This window comes from Terriglobia bacterium, from assembly GCA_020073185.1.
Classification (GTDB): domain Bacteria; phylum Acidobacteriota; class Terriglobia; order Terriglobales; family Acidobacteriaceae; genus JAIQGF01.
The window spans coordinates 34,818-52,490 of the sequence record JAIQFT010000044.1 but is presented as its reverse complement, the minus strand read 5'-3'; the positions used below and the strand labels follow the sequence as shown (position 1 = coordinate 52,490).

Genomic DNA, 17,673 nt, shown 5'->3' with positions numbered 1-17,673 from the left:
TCGACCATCCGTTTCAAGCGCCGGAGCCGCCCGATTTGCTGCCGGAGCAACTCGCGATGGCCGGGCAGTAGTTGGACAGCAGCCGTTTCCCCAAGAGCAGACCTTGGCCGAATTAGCGATTTCGGGAGGCGCAATCGAGGTTTCGCGGGGCCAACCTGCTTTGGGCGAAGGCGGGAGAGGAAGATTATGTCTCCCGTTTTCAATGACGCTGAACCGTGGTCTCAGCTAATTTGGACAGTAGTGCGATCGAGTGAAGATTGGAATCATAATCTGCAATCGTTACCGTACGTGCGCTGGGGGGAAGTGCTTCAGGGCACTACAGGCTCGTGAAGGAGCATTCCGCCTATACGAAGGCCGAGATGTAACGCTCGTGGGCTACACCACGTGTGACGGATGTCCAGGCGGAAATGTAGAGTACGCTCCGGAGGAAATGAAAAAGAACGGAGCGGAGGTCGTGCATTTAGCCACCGGTGTGGTCGTCGGATACCCTCCTTGTCCGCACATCGACGACTTCTGCAAATTCATCGACAAACGCTACGAGATTCGGGCGGTCGTCGGCACCCATCCGATTCCCCAGAAGTATTTCCTGACTCACGATGCACTGGGAACTTGGGAATCTCCGGAATGGCGGGAGAGGATCAAGCATGTCGTCGAAGACGAGGCCATACGGCTTCGATACGATTAACGCAGCCGCTGAGCAAAAGTTCAGTGACGGCTTGTGTCGCTATTCGGTTGGAATCGAGGACGTCGGAAACCTCATCGCTGATCTCCGGCAGGTGCTCGATTCCGTTTGCATGAAAGTCGAACTCGCTACTGTTCGCTAGCATCGGAGTGTCGATTGAAGGGAGCTGTTGTGATTCGCAACCTAAGCATCACAGCGCTTGTCGAAAACACCGCAGGCAAGTTCGACCTGCTGGGCGAATGGGGGCTCTCTTCGTGGATCGAAGCCGACGGGCATCGCAGGCGGAACTCGGCGCTGCGGTGGTAGCCCTTCGCGCCGGGTCGAAGCTGCGTTCATCCGATCGTGGTCGCTCCCTTCCCAGTCCAAGCTGCTGTCGGGCCGAAAATCGAGCATGGCTAGAATTTATGCGAAGCAATAGGCCCGAACCATGACCATGTACTCGTCCGCCTTGCCCGGTTTCCACGCGTACTGCCACATGCGCCAAGCGTATTTCGCGCGATCTTTTCCGAGTTGTGCCGGTTGCCAGCTCTGGCCGTCGGTTGACACTGCAACCTTGGTAACGTCCCGCATCGCCGGCCCATGCCACGCCTGAGAGTTGCACCGGCCTGTCCGCCTTTACCTTCGTTCCGTCGCTCGGGCGCCTGATCAGCGACTTGACGTTCAGGCGCGTGATGGGCGTCGTGTCACCGATGATGTCGCCGCCCTTGGTTACCGGGTTGTTCGGCATCGATAGCCCGGCTTCATGAAGTTGCCTTCGTACTCTTTGTCGAGGACGCGAATGTCAGCCAGCCACTTACAGGACGCTGCTCCAATCCAGCCCGGGGCGAGCGCGCGCACGGGATAGCCATGATGCTTGGAAAGCGCCGCGCCGTTCATCTGCGTCGCCAGCAGCGTGTCCGGGTCCATTGCCTTGTCGATGGGGACGCCACGGACGAACTTCGGAGCCTTTTCCGGCGGCTCGTCCAGCCCGAAGAACGCGACGAATTTCCCTGTACTCTTCACGCCGGCTCGATCCCGCGGCGCCGCCGAAGCAGATAGGGACCACTCGCATTCCACCGCCAAAATAGCTCTCCTGAGTAACGCTTCTGATCGTATTCGAGTGGTAGAGCACAGCCCTCTTTCAGGTCCGTCACGCGCGATATGATAAAACGCGTCTTTGACGCGGGCAAATCAACCTGACATCAGCTTAACTCACGGAAATGTCCTCCAGGTTCCAGAGGGCGAGGCTCACCTCAAAACCGGACTCCGTAGTGGGTACATTCACTTCTGGTCTGCCGGTTCAGTGCCTCGGCACTGGCAACTTGCCTGGCCTGCGGAATACCTCGCGAATTAGTGCAGGCGTTGGGATTTGCGTCAGTACCGTCCAGCGAGGCGGCACGCGATCCGAAGTAACCCATGCGTAATCTGAGATACGCTGCACGAAAATACCATGCCTCGCCAAAGTGTTGCCTACAAAACGATCTTCGGCCCAATCGCCATTCGGCTCGGCATCGGCGATGATCGCCATGGCTTTGCGCGACAGCCAATATGCGCCGCCTGATGCATAGTTATACGGATATGTTCCTTTCGGTTTGGGCGGCACACCGGGCGGAATGATTGAACCACAATCGTTAGCCGCGACGACAATGCCCGCGTAATCGAAGTTGGTTGGGTGAAGATGATCGACGCGGATACAGCAATCATCATCGACTTTGAGCAACCGCTCATATCCATGGTTTATTGCCCATTGGCACACAGCTTGGGTCTTTTGAATGAGCGAGTAATAATCATCAGGCACGCCGAGACGTTCGCCATCGAATATCTGCACGTGATAACCGGCAGCAACGGCCCTGGGAATCCAAGTGTCGTTTTGTGCCCTTACGCGATCTGCATTCTCTTTGCAGGTGATGATGGCGAGCAACATTCTTGACGCGGGCTTGATCGCCGCTGGAACCGGATCATCGAAACCGCAGTAATCGCGGACGCCGCGCTTTTCCAGGAAGATCTTGTGGCCCAAGCTTATAGCGCGCCCACGGTACTTGCCATAGTCGGGATGCTCCTTGCTTCTGTCATGCGCCTGCTCATTGATGTTCACGCCTGGTACCCACACGACGGTTTTGGCAGCATCCTTTAGCGTGAGAAACCAATCGCCGTGTTCGCCGCCGATCTTCATGCGCTCGTCCCATGGAAACGGCCTGATTGACTCCGTGCGTGCGAGGAAGTAGTTCACGATCAGATCGACTTTGTAGAACTCGTAGTTCTCGCTAAGTGAACGTGAAGATCCCTGCGGACCATTCGGCCCAAAAATGCGTGTTTCTTTGATGTATGTGCCCGGTACTGACTCTAAGAAGCCCTCATAACGCTGGTCATTGTGATGCCCACCCGCAACATCAACAATTGCGTGCTCATCCAGCACTCTTACCAGCTTCTCGATCCCTGCACGCGCCTCATCCGTACTGAAATCGAAATCATCCGAGCCCATAAGGAGGTAATCGGTCATGCAGGCTCTCACACCAGCGTTACTCTTAGCTGAAAGACCGGAATCGAATGGGAGATAAATGAACACACGTCCCATCTCACTACTGCCCAGGGACGTATCACCACTGTCATCGACGACAATGACCTTGCATTCAGGCAGATTCTTCTCGATTCCCGCGAGACAGTTCTTTAAATAGCCAAAACGCAGGAAACTGGTGATCAGAATGCTCACTTTATGGAGGGGGCTCGCGACGTGCCGCCGCTCGTTGTCGTTCGGGTGTTTCGCCTCTTCAGCAGTACAACTCACGCGATTAACAGCTTGAGGCATTGCCCCTCCCAGAATCATGGAAAGCGGCTGAAGAAGCCGAATGGCCGTGGTACGCAATGGATCCATGCTGTTATCCAGCCGAGGAATGGTCAGGGGCGAAGGCCAGCGTGCTGAAGCGCCTGCAGGTCAGGACTTTGCATTGCGAGAATCCCGCCAGCTCTCTTAAGCCGCTCCACGACGATATCGTTCAAGTCTCCACCGCTGTGTAGAACGATGGTTTTCTGCCACAAGCGCCGTAAGGATTCATCGGACAGAAATGCCGTCGCTGCAGGCGTGCTGAAGATCACGATTGCATCCGATTGATGATGCCATTCCCACGCTCCGTTGGCAGGCTGGTGCTCAACCTGAACACCTGTGAGCTCCGCTAAGGAGCGCCCAAGGTCCTCTGTTGCAAAACCATCAGTCTCTGGCACCGCCTTCCCTAAAAGGAGAACCCTTTTCCCCTGCCATTCACACGAAAACAATGGTTGACGGGGGAAGCGCTTGAGATAAAGCTGCCGGTCCCTGATGGAACGCATTTCCGTGAGTACGGCAAGGTTCCTGGAGTAATAAGGGTTGCTGTCACGATGTTGTGAACCTCCGTAGGCGCCGGAGTTCGCATGAAAGAGGTGGTAGATATACTGGTCCGGCCGTTGAACCACGCCAGCCTGTCCCAGCAGCTTGGCCTTGTGCCACCAGGCTCCATCTTCGCCGCCCCAGCCGCGAAACAGTTCCGAGAGGCCGCCATAGGTAAGAACAAACGATTGCCGGACAAGGCCGGCGGCCCCACACACATAGAGAGCACGGTAGCTGTTGACGGGTGTGCACGCAGCAGGGCCAAGGGCGCCTTCCATGACCTTTTGACTATCTGCCTCCGATAGATAGTTAACCGCAACATAAGGGATCAAATAGTCTAACTGGCGGGCACGCATCTCCGTGACTGCATTGTTGACGAAGCCAGCCGGTACCATCAGGTCATTGTCTATCCACAGCACCAGGTCGAACTCTGCGATTGCTGTTCCCACATTCAGACAGCGGGCACGCTCGAACGCATCGTCATTTCGAATGAAGATGTACTTATCGGCCCGCCTCCTGGCCAAACCTTCGGCCCAGGGGAAAGTTCCCATGTCGGCGATTATGATTTCATTGACGCCGTGGCACTGGCGCAGATTAGCCAACGACGCGCTTAGATGGCCAAGCCTATCTTCGCCGCCATGACACACCACTACGCTGACTCCTGGCGGCGGTTGCCTCCGAGTTGCTGCACTCATGTGGTTAGCTCCATTCGTCTGTACTTTAGGCGGAATGGCCATCCAAGAGCCCGCACTACGGGCTTTCCCCAATGCGGCCCCGACAACCGGTTGCCAAAACCGTTGCCACTGCTGAGTGAAATTCCAATGCGATTCCATCCAAGAGCGGTTATGCCTGCCTTGCTGCAGCAGCGCCTCGGCGCCATTTGAGATCAGCAGCGTGATTACCTCTTCCAGATTGTCGAGCCCGGCACACACAAATGGCACATCTCTGTCGCTGGGAGCACAGGAGCAAAATGCCTCCACGATGGCGGGAACACGGCCGAGGCCGTTAACGACAACACAACCGCACGCCAGCCCTTCTAAGCTGTTGCGGTGATAGCTGCCGGTGACGCATTCGTCAATCACGATATGAGCACGGCGCTTCTTCGCCAGCGACTCAGCATGAGAGATCTGACGTGTGTCGATTAACTCAAGCCGCAGTGGATACTGGCGCGCCAGCACCCGTAAGACGCGCACCGTGGTTTCATACCCCTTCGAGTGCCAGTGCAGCCTGGAATTCACGGGGTAATGATCATGCTTTCCTGAAGGCGTGTAGCAAATCGTGATCGGCGGCTGTTTCAGGCCGGGTTGAAACTCTTTCTCCCACAACGGTACGGGGTTGGGCACCACCTGCCACGTCTTAAATTCCGGGAGTGTCGCCTGATACTGTCCTACCACCACGCCCGGATAACCTTGCTCGACGAAGGTCGTATCCACGTTCCACGCGTAGTTATGGGCCATGGTAATGACAGCCTTACGCGCAAACAGAGAACGGTGCGCGAAATCAATCTTGCCGTTATGAACGATAACCAGATCGGCGGACCGCAGAAGTTCACGCGCCTCTTCCGGTGAGCGTCCCCACTCCACATCTCCCTCAAAGCTCACTCCATTGCCGTAGCTGTTGGTGGCGACGACGCAGCGAGGCTGATGCGGTGTGCACGCAGCGATACACCTGGACAGGATCGCGGGCACACCCGCCATCGGGGTTGTGGAATAGGAAACGATGCGAAGCGAGGCCGCCTCGACACCATAGAATTCCTGCAAGGAAAGGTGTGGAAAAGCGGTGAGGCGACTGTGGACGCTCAGATTGACGATCTCGATGCCGTTGTCCCGGCAAGCAGCGTGCAACCGTGCGTATTCCTGGTCAATCTGAGGGAGTTCCCGTGTAAGCGGGTGCTGGCCCGTGCGCGCAAAAAAATGGTCCTGGGTGAAATCGACGCCGATTAACCCGATCCTCTTCGCTCCCATATGGATCGCCAGACACAGCGCAAGGTAGGGAGAGTTACGCGCAAAGTGCAGCGAGGTAGGATCAGAACAATCAACGCCGCCGTACCTTCCCAGACGGATTTTTACGATGTGCGGGTGGCGGATCCCCAGATCCAACTGGGTAAAGATGGCGCGCGCCCGGCTCTCCTCGACAAAGCGAAAACGGTCGCCTTGGAACTGCTGCCTGGGGTTCAATACAACCAGGTAGTCGGGCTGGAAGAGCCGGCCAACATCATTCACCCCGATAGTAATGAACCTCTCTGGAGCAACCAACTGCGCCAACGAAGAGCCGCAGCCACAAACCAGAATCGTCTCTCCGGCGTGAAAGCCGCAGAAATCCTTCAGCTCGCGCGGCAGAGGACGCGACTCCCTCGCAGGATGGAAGTGTCCAAGTTCGGGTTGGGACGTTGCGCAGCTCACTCAGGCTTACTCCACGGATTCAGGAGGCGCAGCTACGAAATAGTGCTCCTTTCCTCCAGGTACTGCCGTGCCCTTTCCGCATATTTCCCCGTGCCCGCGCCCAGGGATTGCAGAATTGGCGTTGCCTCATCTTGGCGGTCAATCCGGTCGAGTACCACGGCGCGGTAAAACAGCGCCCGCGAATTTTCTCCATCCATATGGAGCACCATCTCCAGCCGGCCAAGCGCGGCCTGCCATTCACCGCGTGAGACGGCGAGCACCGCCAGGTCGAGCTGGGCCGGTACATGTCCAGGATCAATCGCCAGAACGGATGCGAGTTCACGAATCGCCTCATCCTGGTCGCCCTTAGTCAGGAGGACCAGCGCGAAGTGATAGCGCGCCGATACATTGTTCGGTGCAAGCGTCAGAGAACGCCGCAAGGCGTCGGAAGCCGAACCCAGGTCCTGCCGCATCCACAAAACCACACCCAACTGCTCCCAGGCATTCGCGGATTTCGGGTCGAGTTGCACCGACCGATTCAGAATTTCCACGGCCTCATTCAACCGTTGCTGCCCGGCAACTGCCAGGCCCAGTGTCAGAAGGATCCGAGCTTCGTAAGGAGAGACTTCAAGAGCCGAGCGCGCGGCGGCTTCCGCCTCGGTAAGGCGGCGCAACTTGAGCAAGAGCCGCGCCAGATTGTCCAAGGCAAGAACATTCGTGGAATCGGTCTCCACCGCACGCCGGAGCCAATCAACGCCTGCCTGGTCTTCCCCTTGAGCCACGCGGGCAATCCCCATGTTGGCCATCGCCATGCTTTTGTGGGGATCAACCTCCAGCGCGCGCTGATAGTGGGCGATGGCAGCATCCAATTCGCCTTCCTGCGCCAACAGGAAGCCGAGATTGTTGTGCGCGGTAGGATTATTCGGGTCCAGTTCGAGCGCAGAAAGATATTCCGATTTTGCGCCCTCGGAATCGCCCTCAAGATGGCGCCGGGCACCGCGGTCGCTGGCTTTGCGCGAGCTTGAAAGCGGCCCGTGAGCGCCACCGTTGGTCTTGCCGGTCAGCGAGAATGCCGTTCCGTTTTCCATGAGAACCTCCGTCAGTTACTCAAACAATCTTGTCAAACAACCCTTTGAGCGTTGCCATGGGGTCGATATCCGGCTTCTCGAACTGGATGTCGCTCAAAGAAATGTTGAATGGTTTACCTTCTTCGTAATGCACCGGTAATTTCATTCCAAACCGCAAACCCGAACCGTATTCGAGCGCGGCCAGTTCCCATCTCTTCTCGTATAGCGTCTTGGTCGTGAACAATAGATCGACCTCCACCAGTACAAAGCCGGTGATATCAAACTTGAACTTGGGCTCGGCATATATCTCAGCATTGGCATCCAGCACGAGACCTTTTTTCGGAGTCCAATCAACGTCCACATCGGCGTGAAGCGCGCCTTCAACGCCAAGAGATCCACCCAACTCAAGCCCAGCTTTGGCATCGACGATCGGAATGCCCGCTCCAAGCGCGGCACTCACAAACAGCCGTAGGCCGGCGTGCGCAGGAATATGTAACGCCGCGTGGCCGTGGACCTCAGTTTCATCTTCGTGCGCGGGATTGTACTTGACGCCCAGATTGACATCTTGCAACTGGCCAGGTCCGATACCGGCGCTCAAGTCCAGACCACCCCCGATTTCCAGGAATACGCCGATATGGTGCCCGAGCACCGACAATCCGAAGATTGGAATATCGATATTGATCTTGAAGAGGCTTTTGTCAACCTTCTTTTCATCGAAGAGGTTGAGTGCGCTGGGTAACCCGATCTGTCCCGTGACTTCGACTTCGCCGTTCGGCAGAAAACGAATGCCGGCAGTAGCTTGCAACCATGGCGCAAGCTTGAGGGTGACGGAACCGCCGCCGTACACGGTGATCTTGTCAGCCTTAGCGGCGGGTACTTCGCCGGGTTTGCCGTCGTCACCTACCGGACGGTTGGTCGCGCCCACGGTGACGGAACCTTTGAGCATTCCCTTCTCATATCCGGCTGTCACCGTGGCGTCGAAGGCACCATCGTCATAGCTGACCATCAGCTTCGAGCTGATCCCGGGAATCTTTGGAGTGGCCTCGCCGCTGGCTTTGACGATGTAGCGGTCTTCGCCTGGTTTCTTTGTGACTTGCGCCCGTAGCGTGCCACCAGCAATGCCCGGAACGTCTTTTTTTAGTTCAACCGACCCCGCGATGACCAGGCCCTCGGCCTCCGAGTAACTGAGAGTCAGTTCTCCTTGCTCGACTGCGGGAATATGTGGCTTGACCGTACCCGACGCGTCGATCCGTCCTTCTTTGTAACCGATAGTGAAACTCGCGGACTTAACGCCTTTTAGCTTCCCCTCCTTGATGGCAAGGTGTCCCTCGACACTGAAGACATCTTTCTCGTACCTCATGTCCACTCGGAAGTCATCGAACAGCTTCTTGTCAAACTCGAAGCCGCCAGCCAAGTTGAAGCCGCCGCCGCTAGCCCCCCCTTTCAGGTAGCCTTCGCCCACTTTGTCGATGGCGAAGTTGGCTTCACCTTCGATTCCCAATTGTTTTTCGGTTGAGGCAAAGACGGTCAGAGAGGAATTTGTTACAGAGAAGGGTTTGGGGACCTTAAACTCGCCAACCTTGAAGGTCTTGGAGATTCGGAACTCGTCGCCTCGCAGTTCAAGGTCGATTCCTGCTCCCTTGATGAGGGGAATATCCGTAATAAGTTGCCCGCTGACATGTATGCCCTCGTCGGGCAGGATCTCGAACTCATTGACCTTGAGAGGACTCGCGCCCTTTTTCTCGATCTTTTCCGCCTGCCTCCTAACCGCATACGCATTGACATACCCGGCATACCGCGCGCCCGGTATGCGCATGATGTCGAGGGGATGTTCTTCCTGTTCCTTCCACTTCGCATTTTTGGGAATGTGAATCGTTAAGTGACCTAGCTTGTCGCTCTTTTCGACTCCTTCGCCAGAGGTCGCAAATTTCTTCTCCGTTATGACAAAGGGCTTTAACCAATTGGGTTCGTACTTGCCTTCGGGAGACCGCGGCTCGTTGGCTTTGTCGTCTTTTTCTGTCCAGGAAAAACTCTTGCCCACACCGCCGTGCTCGCCAGGGAAAATGAGCACCTTACCTTTACCAGCAATTTCATCCAGGCTTGAGGGCTCGACGGGGCCAAGATGCTCACCCTTTTCGATCTGGTCCTGCTTCCAATAGCTGGCTGGGCCGACGGTTGGCCCACCCTTTCCTGTAGCTTTCTCGAAAATCAGGTCATACTCCTGCTTGATCTGCTCAACGCCAGATTTGTCCTGCTTGGAGCCTTTGCCCTTTGCGCCCTTAGCTTTTGCTTCCTTGTCTTTGGAGCTGGCTTGTGCACCAGCAGCATTGAGTTTCTTGAGGTAGGCTGCCACCTTTTTATCGATGGCGTTGGCTATAAGGCTGCCCGAAGAACGGTTCGGACCGCTCTCGAGAAGCTCCATATTTGGCAACTCGTTCGGCCAGCCTGCTTTTCCATTCCAGTTAGCCAACTGGAGTTCCACGATATGATCGACATCGAAAAACTTTGTTTCCGGAGTTTTGCCTTTCCCTCCCCAATAGGGTATCGTCATCTCTTTGGCGATCTCGTCGATTGTGCCAATTGCGAAGGGCTTTCCGCCTTTACCTCGGGTCGGCACTTTGAACACGTACTCTGACGTTGCTTGGGGAAGCCCTTTGTTCGTTGGTTCTGCCTTTGCTTTTAGCTGTTTGGCAATTTCGGCAGTTTTTACCTCATTTTTCCATTTGTCTCTCTGTTTTGGTTCGCCTCTCTGGTAGTCGCGCTTTCGGATCAGTGGCTTGTGGGCTTCATAGGCCTCGCCACGATGGTCTTTTGCTTTGAAGGAAGGGATTTCAATTTCGTCGAATGTGATCGTCTTCTTGTCAGGTTTGACGATGCCGGTTTTGGGGTCATCTGCGCCGCCCTTATCTGCGGTCTTTACTTCTGCCCTCTGCACCAACATCCGGTGCACACTTCCTGTTTGCTGCACTACGTGTGCGGCTTCGTGGGCCATCAAGCGAGTGTCGGACTGCGACTCTCCCGGACCCAGCCAAATGTCATTCTGGTGCGTGAACGCGCGGGCGTTGAGGTCACTGGCAGCCTGCTGAGCGGAGCTATCGTTGTGAATGCGGACATCGCTTAGGCCCGTCCCCATGCCCGACTCCAGGGCGCCGCGGGTTGCCGAATTCAGCGGTTCACCTGGGCCCTTGGTGGAAATGGCATGGGCGGCTGCGCTTTCCATAGACGGGGCCGCCGCCGCGCGTCCTCCCCCCGCCCGGCTTGTCTGAACTGGCCCATTTGCTGACTCCTCGCCCTCCAGGTCGGCGCGCTGGATGGGGAGAGTTCCTGGTGTCTCTTCTTTCTTCTTGTCTTCTGGCCGGATTTCACGCTGGACCGGGGCTGGCGGCTTGTCGTCTTTCTTCTTTTCTTCCGGCTTGGCCGCGCGATGGACCGGAGGAGAAGCTGGCTTGTCGTCCTTCCTCTTTTCCTCTGGCTTAGCCGCACGCTGCACTGGAGCCGCCGCCGGTTTCTCATCCTTCTTCTTTTCTTCGGGCTTTGCCTGACGCTGAATTGGGGCTGGCGGCTTGTCGTCTTTTTTCTTTTCTTCCGGCTTGGCAGCGCGCTGAATTGAGGGAGCTGGCTTGGTGTCTTTCTTCTTCTCCTCGGGCTTGGTCTGGCGCTGCACTCGCGCTCCTGCCGCCTTGGGGTCTTTCTTACTGTCCTCCGGCTTCACTTCGCGCTGCACCGGCGCGGCAGCAGGTTTCTCGTTTTTCCTTTTCTCTTCTGGCTTGGCGACCCGCTGTACGGGCGGAGTGGCAAGCGCATCGTCCTTCTTCTTTTCTGCCGGCTTAGCCTGCCGGCTCACTGGACCCGAAAACGCTGGAGCAATGGGAGAAATACTTCCCGGGGGCACGGTACCGCCGCTGGCCACACGGCCGGCAACCTGGTCGGCCTGGCGTTCGTAGGCATCATTGCTGGCGCCGATTGCAACTTTCCTTTGCACGCCACCCAGAGCGAAGGGTGCGCCGGCGGGCGCCGACGCCCACGCAGGGGAGCGAGCCACGCTGGCGCGAGTGGGCTCAGCCGCCGCGGCCGGAGGCGCGACATGCGATTTATCCTTCGGTTTGCTGAGACGTTGCGTCTCACTCATGGTGGTTGACGGTCCACTCCAAAACCGCAGGCAGCAGTCAACTAAAAAATTGCCGTCAGGAAACCAGACAACCGGCCTTCATGACTACCGATGTCATGCGTCCCGGCGGCAGGAAGGGCGGCTCCTGCTTTGCGGTACTCAAGGTTGATGGCGTCCTTGAGGTCCTGTAGCGAGATCCCTCGGCGCCCTCCTGCAACGGCAAGGAGCTGAGCGTGTACTGCGGCGTTACGAATCTGCCCACCCGTCAATGCGAACCCCAGCGCAATCTGCTCCAGGTCCGCGGACTCGACAGAATTCTCCCGCGCCAAGTGAAGCTGCCACAAACGCCAGCGCTCGTCGGCGTCAGGCAAATGGAATTTCACGACCACATCCAAACGCCGCCGGAAAGCGCTATCAATGTAGTTGCCCGCATTGGTGGTCACGATTACGATGCCGGTGTAGGTCTCAAGTCGTTGCAGCAGATAATTAGTCTCCAGGTTGGCATAGCGGTCGTGGGAAGACTTGACTTCGGTGCGGCGGGCCATGAGTGCGTCGCCCTCATCCAGAAGCAGCACGACATCCAGATCTTCCGCGCGCCCCAGCACACGGCTCAGGTTCTTCTCCGTTTCACCAATATATTTGTTGACGATGGCCGCCAGGTCCACGCGATACAGTTCCAGACCCAATTCAGTAGCCAGAATGCGCGCGGCGAGCGTCTTGCCCGTGCCACTGGGACCTTCAAACAAGGCGCGCACGCCTCGATTCAATCCTCCCGGCATATCGTCGCTCAATGCGGCCGCCAGTTGTTCACGATGACGGCAGCGATTCTGCAGGGAGTGCAAGTCGTGTTCCGTGGATGCCGTCACTACGAGATGCGCCCAGCTCCCGGCCTCGTCAAGGCGGGTAGCCAGCGGATCCAATTGTTGGCGGCTGATGGTGCGGGTCGCCTGGCGGACATTCACCTCTGTAATCACAGAGCGGCGCTCAAGTGCCGCGTAACTTTTTGCCAGTTGTGCCGCCTGCCGAATGTAGCGCGCGGGAAGCGCAAAGCGGGAGGCGATTTGATCCAGGTTCTCCGCAGGATGGCCATCCAAGCTGCGCTGCCAATGACGCAATCGTTCGCTGGCCGTTTCCGGGTGCAGGTGCAGGGTCAGGGACCGCTCAGCACTAGTGCCAGTGAGGCCACCTTCCCGGCCCATGGCCACTGCGATTGGACCGCGATAGCCGCACAGCGCAGGGATTGCGAAAGTTTCTCCCGGTCCAAGATCGAGGCAAATGACGGGGACGGCATGCAACAACACGCAAAGCGCCCCCGCGATGGACCAGTCATCGTTGCTGCCTGATCTCGATCCATCCATCTCCAACAATCCGCGGCCAAGAGAGCGCGCAACGCTTCCAACTGTCTCGAGCCGATTGCTTCCGGGGAGGCCCCGCAGGACCAGTGTGCGCGTTATACCGGTCTCCAATAGCGGCCCCAGCTCAGTAAGCCGGTTCAATTCGCGGACAGGGACAATCAGTTCCTCTACCGGCGGAAACCTGCCAGGTTCGTGATAATGCGAGCCGGGAATTGGCTGGCTGGTCGGTTCACCGCGCAAGGCGCTCCACAGCGACGCTGGCACGCACAACATCCACTCGGAGCGGGGCGCATCACGATTGACGGCCTGCAGCATCCCGGACTCCAGCAACGGACGGCAGAGATTCCACGCTTCTTCTAAAGTGTCTGCTTGGCGAGCCTGGAGCACGGCCTGGAGAAGCCCGAGGGTCGGACGCCGGTGACCTGCCGGCTGCTGCAATCTTGCGAACAGGTCGGCGAAGCGCGCGTCTTCCTCTACCAATCCGCACAGCACCAGACACAAAAGACCATCGCGATCCAGGCTGGTCTCCTGGCGCAACGCCTTCAGTGGAAGCCATGCGCCAGTGCCACCCTCCCATTGCTCGATTTCTTTGGCAAGCTCCGCATCAGTCGCATCTGATATAACACCCTTCGGCAGGCGGTCGCGAATTTCATTCCAGTAGGCGGCAAGGAATGGTAGATCGTCCAAAACCTGCTTCAAGTCCTTCCCTGAAGCTCTCGCCCTGTTTTGCAGATAGCAAATGAGACAGTAAGCCGCTTCGTAGAACAGTATTCCCAGGTGACCGCGAGCCGTTCGAGGCACATCGTTGAAGGCGCCGGATTCGCTACTCACGCAAGAGCCTCCTGGGTAAAATTGAACTTCACTACCCGCCCCAGATCCGGGACCCAACCGGGATCGGCATCCAAGCCAGACATCCGCACTGGTATCGTGACCAAGCTCAAGTCCATGACGACGTCCACATGGGTAGCGGTCGCAAACACGCGAGCGCGGCGAAGCAATAGCGTCTTGGTCAATTCGCGGCGACGGCGGAGTCCGAGAGCGAGAGCAAGCCGCCAGGAAACATAAGGCAGCAGGAAGACCAGGAAACGGCGGAGATCACCGTTCAATCTCATGTCCAGCGGAACACATGCTGTGTGTTCGCGGCGGACCACGTTCCGCCATGCGGTCCAGCGGACAGAGCTGTCTGCGTTCAACCATGATGCCGCTGCCACTTTCGCGGTGCGAAGTGAAGGTGCTTCTTCTGCTATGGAATCAATCAAGAAAAAACCCTCCTGATGCCACATTTGCAGACGTTGTCTACGCAATCGAACACCTAACAAGGAAAGCGGAGGCGAATCCGGATCCAAGATCCATGACTGCGGCAAACGGTAATTCTGTTGCCCGCTAAAATCCGCGCCAGCCGTGAAGTCGGGAGACCGCCCGGCAAGGTCTGCCAGCGCCTTCCAAACCGGGTCCTGGGCAAGCGAAATGTGCCGCGGGCCAATAAGGCAACGAGCCAAGAGTTCCATCAATTCCCAGCCATTGATTCCCTCTACACCAAATTCCGTTTCCAGAATTGCCGGCAACCTAAGCGCACGCAGCAAATTGACGAGGAAGAACACGCCTCCAAGTTCGGTTTGTACCGGTTCATCTCCGATTGCAGGCCGCAGAAGCGTTGCGAAGACAGAGCTGTCGACTAACAACTGTTGATCAAGGTCTTCTGGTTGAGAAATTCTACGAAGTTGGCCTGGCGTTTGTGCAGGCTCACCATCCGCCAGTGGACTTAGGACGACGGGAGTCCGTGTGCGGGTTGCTGGTCGCGGCGTCGTCCGCTGGTGCCGCCCTTCTCCGGGAGAAGGTACATCCGCGTAGAAGGATGCAGCCGGAGAGAGGTCCGCTCCTGGTTCATTCTCCCGAGATGCGGTATCGCTGCGTGCCTCGGCCTGCGCGACAGGCGGCACCGAACCCGCATCTCTCGAGACCGCCGCCGTCGGTCCGCCGATCTCCCTGCTTTCTTCCTCCATTCCGCCAAGCAAAGCTGGCGCTCCTACCATGTGAGGATCAGCGCTGCGCTCCAAATCGGCAGTCACTGTATCTTTTTCTGAAAGCGCGGGCGATTCCTGCGGGTTGAGTTCCCAAGACTCGTACCAGGCGGAGAACGCCGCCGCAAATCGAACACTCCGTACCGCCTCGGGCACGCGATGAAGCAGGAGCGACATTCCGAGCAATGCGCAACGCTCACGGCCCAGCGATTCCGGCACCAGATCGGCGGAAACTTTGGGCAGCCAAGGCGCAGGGGCTTTTTGTGACAATCGAGTGTCCCAAGGATATCCACTTTGCCGACCGTCCAGCGGGGCACTGGCCGGTATGCGTGGGGAAGGCAAACCCCCAACTTCCGTCGAAGATGGAGTTGTCGAGCTCGACAGTCTCAATTCAAATTCGCGCGCGACTTCTTCAAAGATGTCCCAGGCCTGCGCAGGAGAAAGAGCAGCCAACACTCGAACTGCTTCCCCACGCTGACTGAGGAGACTTAGCACTGCAGGCAAATAGCGAGCCTCCCGACCCCAAGCGGCCACCAGTGCGTCAACCGTTCCAGGCGGAAGCGTCCGCAGGATCGCCTTCCACCACCAAAGGGTAGCTCTGCCGCTCAGGAGGTCGCAGGCCAGACAGGCCAGCATTTCGGCTTGATCGGCGAACCAGATGGCATCTGCACTCGCACTTACTAAATCGTGTACCGGCCGCTTAGCACGGCGATAAGCATCCGCCAGCCGGTCGCGAGCAGCGCGCTCCCACTCCGGCGCGGAACAGACGGCTTCCGGATGAGCCATAAAACGACGCGGCAGTGGGTCTGTAAAACGCCGTACCACCAGGATGGCAGAGGGCGGCATGCCAGGTGGATCAAAGGTCACGGTGTCCATCAGGCGAGCAACACGCAGACGCAAGGCTACGGAGTCATGAGAAGCACCCGTACTAGAGAAACGCGTCATTAGCTTCCGTTCCTTGACGTTTTAGCTGAGGTTATTAGGTGCTCGGCAACAAGACGCGCGACTCTTTCCCCTCCGCTTTTACGGTCCCCCGTTGTCTCAACCAAATGCACGCGCCGACGAAAATGAGCCCCACGCTGATCACTTGCGTAAGGGACAGCGGGCCGAGTGCAGGCCGGAAATCGCCGCGAAAAAGTTGTTCCAGCATTCGGCCGCTGCCGTGAGCAATCAGAAAGGCGCCAAATCGCAGCCCACGTTGAGCGGGCCACCACCGTGCCAGCGCAAATGCCAGAGCCAGCCAGAAAACCGTGCAATAAAGCTGGACGGGATGAACCGGCAACGACCATTGGTCTGCCGATGTGACCCAGCCACGAACGAACTGGTCCGCATAGGCTTCTGTCCCGGCTGGAAATCGCACCGCCCATGGCAGATGCGAGACAGTGCCGAAATCGTCGCCATTCAGAAAACAACCAATGCGACCGACAGCAATGCCGAGCGCCACGGCCGGCGCCATGGCGTCGGCAAAAGAAAGGAATCGCAGCCTGCGGGCCTTGAGGAAGAGGGCGGTAGCCAAAGCCCCGGTGATGAGACCTCCATATTGGGCTTGACCTCCCGACCAGAAGCGAATCCAAGCCCATGGGCGACCGTCCGTGCCGTAGTAAACTATCCCGAGCAGATGGCCGCCCCAAACCCCGAACAATAGACCCAGCACACTGGCCCAGTACACATCGCGCGGGTCAAGGCCCGATCTCCGGGCAGACAGCAAAGCACAGGCGAGCGCGACAAGCAGCGCCGCGGACCAGACAAGCTCTACGCTAAGGCTCGTCAGGTACCACGGCATCGCGAAGACCAAAGATTGTTCCGCCGGCGACATGCTATTGTTGCCTCCTGGTCCTCCCTTTGGGGCGGTAAATGAGGAGCCCGATGGCAAACACCCCTGAAAAGAACACGAGCGCTCCGCCAGAGACAACGTGACCAAAACAGTCCTTCTTGACCTGTCCTAAAGCAGCGATCTTGTTGGAGACTTTGGCTTTGCCATTGTTGGGAACCGCAACACGGTACAAATTGTTGGCGATTTGTTGTGCCCCCTGCAGCGTGCTTACCCACCCGGCCACATCCGCGTGAGGCACAACATAGTAACCAAAGCCGCTTTGTGGATGGACAATGAGATAGTCTTTGCCGCTGATGGTGACTTTCTTGCCCGCGGTAAGAAGGAACGGTGTCCTGGAGTTGGCCAAAGGACATCCTGTGAAGGATCGCTTGCGTTTTTTGGTCGTTTCTATCGGCAGGCGCTCCCAACAACTTGTTGAACGCGTCCTTCCAAACCACATCAACGATGGACGGCATGTTTCGAGAAACAACGTACAAATAAACATCACGAGGGTTGCCACTGAGCGGCGCCAAACCCTGGATGTCGATGGTTGCGTCACGGTTGAACTCGGAGGCTGGGACGAAATCCATGTTCCTCAACACGCTGTTGTTCAGGAAAGTTAATCCAGGTCCTATAGCTGGTCCTGCGTTGGTCCACGTCACGCCGTTATCCGGCGTAGTGAGGCCTGCCGTAACATTGAATGGGGGCTGCACTCCGCCAGACGCTCCAGCCGTAGTTACTCGCTGCAGATTTCCTTTCGGGTCAACAATCGTGGCGTTCAAAGCATACACATGACTTGCCTGCCAGGTCGATAATGTCCCGCCAGCGAGCTCGACGAGCATGCACTGATCCGGCTCTTTGCCACTTTGAAAATCGGTCAGCCAATGGTCAGCTCCAATGTCCTGT

The 17,673-nt window shown here is 57.5% G+C and carries 10 protein-coding genes; 1 reads left to right on the top strand and 9 read right to left on the bottom strand.

Annotated elements, in window-relative coordinates; all coding sequences use genetic code 11:
* Window positions 1-250 precede the first annotated feature (250 nt).
* Complete coding sequence (locus tag LAN64_15175) at window positions 251-685, top strand: CGGC domain-containing protein (protein MBZ5569179.1); 435 nt, start codon at window positions 251-253, stop codon at window positions 683-685.
* A 705-nt stretch (window positions 686-1,390) separates the two neighbouring features.
* Here LAN64_15175 and LAN64_15170 read toward each other — a convergent pair.
* The 9 genes from LAN64_15170 to LAN64_15130 all read right to left on the bottom strand — a co-directional run bounded on the left by LAN64_15170 (window position 1,391) and on the right by LAN64_15130 (window position 17,287).
* Window positions 1,391-1,684: a molybdopterin-dependent oxidoreductase gene (locus LAN64_15170; GenBank protein MBZ5569178.1), complete on the bottom strand. Its 294-nt coding sequence runs from the start codon at window positions 1,682-1,684 to the stop codon at window positions 1,391-1,393.
* A gap of 277 nt (window positions 1,685-1,961) precedes the next feature.
* Window positions 1,962-3,533, bottom strand: a complete 1,572-nt coding sequence (locus tag LAN64_15165; GenBank protein ID MBZ5569177.1) for a glycosyltransferase family 2 protein — start codon at window positions 3,531-3,533, stop codon at window positions 1,962-1,964.
* A 23-nt stretch (window positions 3,534-3,556) separates the two neighbouring features.
* Window positions 3,557-6,424 carry a glycosyltransferase family 2 protein gene (locus LAN64_15160; GenBank protein ID MBZ5569176.1) on the bottom strand — a complete coding sequence of 956 codons (2,868 nt, stop codon included), beginning with the start codon at window positions 6,422-6,424 and terminating at the stop codon, window positions 3,557-3,559.
* A gap of 32 nt (window positions 6,425-6,456) precedes the next feature.
* The gene (locus LAN64_15155) at window positions 6,457-7,491 is read right to left on the bottom strand and encodes a tetratricopeptide repeat protein (protein ID MBZ5569175.1); all 1,035 of its coding nucleotides are present in this window, start codon (window positions 7,489-7,491) and stop codon (window positions 6,457-6,459) included.
* A gap of 19 nt (window positions 7,492-7,510) precedes the next feature.
* Window positions 7,511-11,599, bottom strand: a complete 4,089-nt coding sequence (locus LAN64_15150; GenBank protein MBZ5569174.1) for a DUF4157 domain-containing protein — start codon at window positions 11,597-11,599, stop codon at window positions 7,511-7,513.
* 41 nt (window positions 11,600-11,640) lie between these two features.
* The gene (locus LAN64_15145; GenBank protein ID MBZ5569173.1) at window positions 11,641-13,764 is read right to left on the bottom strand and encodes an ATP-binding protein; all 2,124 of its coding nucleotides are present in this window, start codon (window positions 13,762-13,764) and stop codon (window positions 11,641-11,643) included.
* The gene (locus LAN64_15140; protein ID MBZ5569172.1) at window positions 13,761-15,830 is read right to left on the bottom strand and encodes a hypothetical protein; all 2,070 of its coding nucleotides are present in this window, start codon (window positions 15,828-15,830) and stop codon (window positions 13,761-13,763) included. The genes LAN64_15145 and LAN64_15140 overlap by 4 nt, the downstream gene beginning before the upstream one ends.
* Window positions 15,831-15,933: 103 nt before the next feature.
* Window positions 15,934-16,770: a prolipoprotein diacylglyceryl transferase gene (locus LAN64_15135; protein ID MBZ5569171.1), complete on the bottom strand. Its 837-nt coding sequence runs from the start codon at window positions 16,768-16,770 to the stop codon at window positions 15,934-15,936.
* Between the two features lies 1 nt (window position 16,771).
* Window positions 16,772-17,287 (bottom strand): hypothetical protein, encoded by a 516-nt coding sequence (locus LAN64_15130; GenBank protein MBZ5569170.1) that lies wholly within the window; start codon window positions 17,285-17,287, stop codon window positions 16,772-16,774.
* Window positions 17,288-17,673: the final 386 nt, after the last annotated feature.

Bases quoted from the DNA above. Each gene is read 5' to 3' on its own strand.
- LAN64_15135 (MBZ5569171.1), bottom strand. From the start codon at position 16,770: ATGTCGCCGGCGGAACAATCTTTGGTCTTCGCGATGCCGTGGTACCTG.
- LAN64_15165 (MBZ5569177.1), bottom strand. From the start codon at position 3,533: ATGGATCCATTGCGTACCACGGCCATTCGGCTTCTTCAGCCGCTTTCC.
- LAN64_15150 (MBZ5569174.1), bottom strand. From the start codon at position 11,599: ATGAGTGAGACGCAACGTCTCAGCAAACCGAAGGATAAATCGCATGTC.
- LAN64_15140 (MBZ5569172.1), bottom strand. From the start codon at position 15,830: ATGGACACCGTGACCTTTGATCCACCTGGCATGCCGCCCTCTGCCATC.
- LAN64_15155 (MBZ5569175.1), bottom strand. From the start codon at position 7,491: ATGGAAAACGGAACGGCATTCTCGCTGACCGGCAAGACCAACGGTGGC.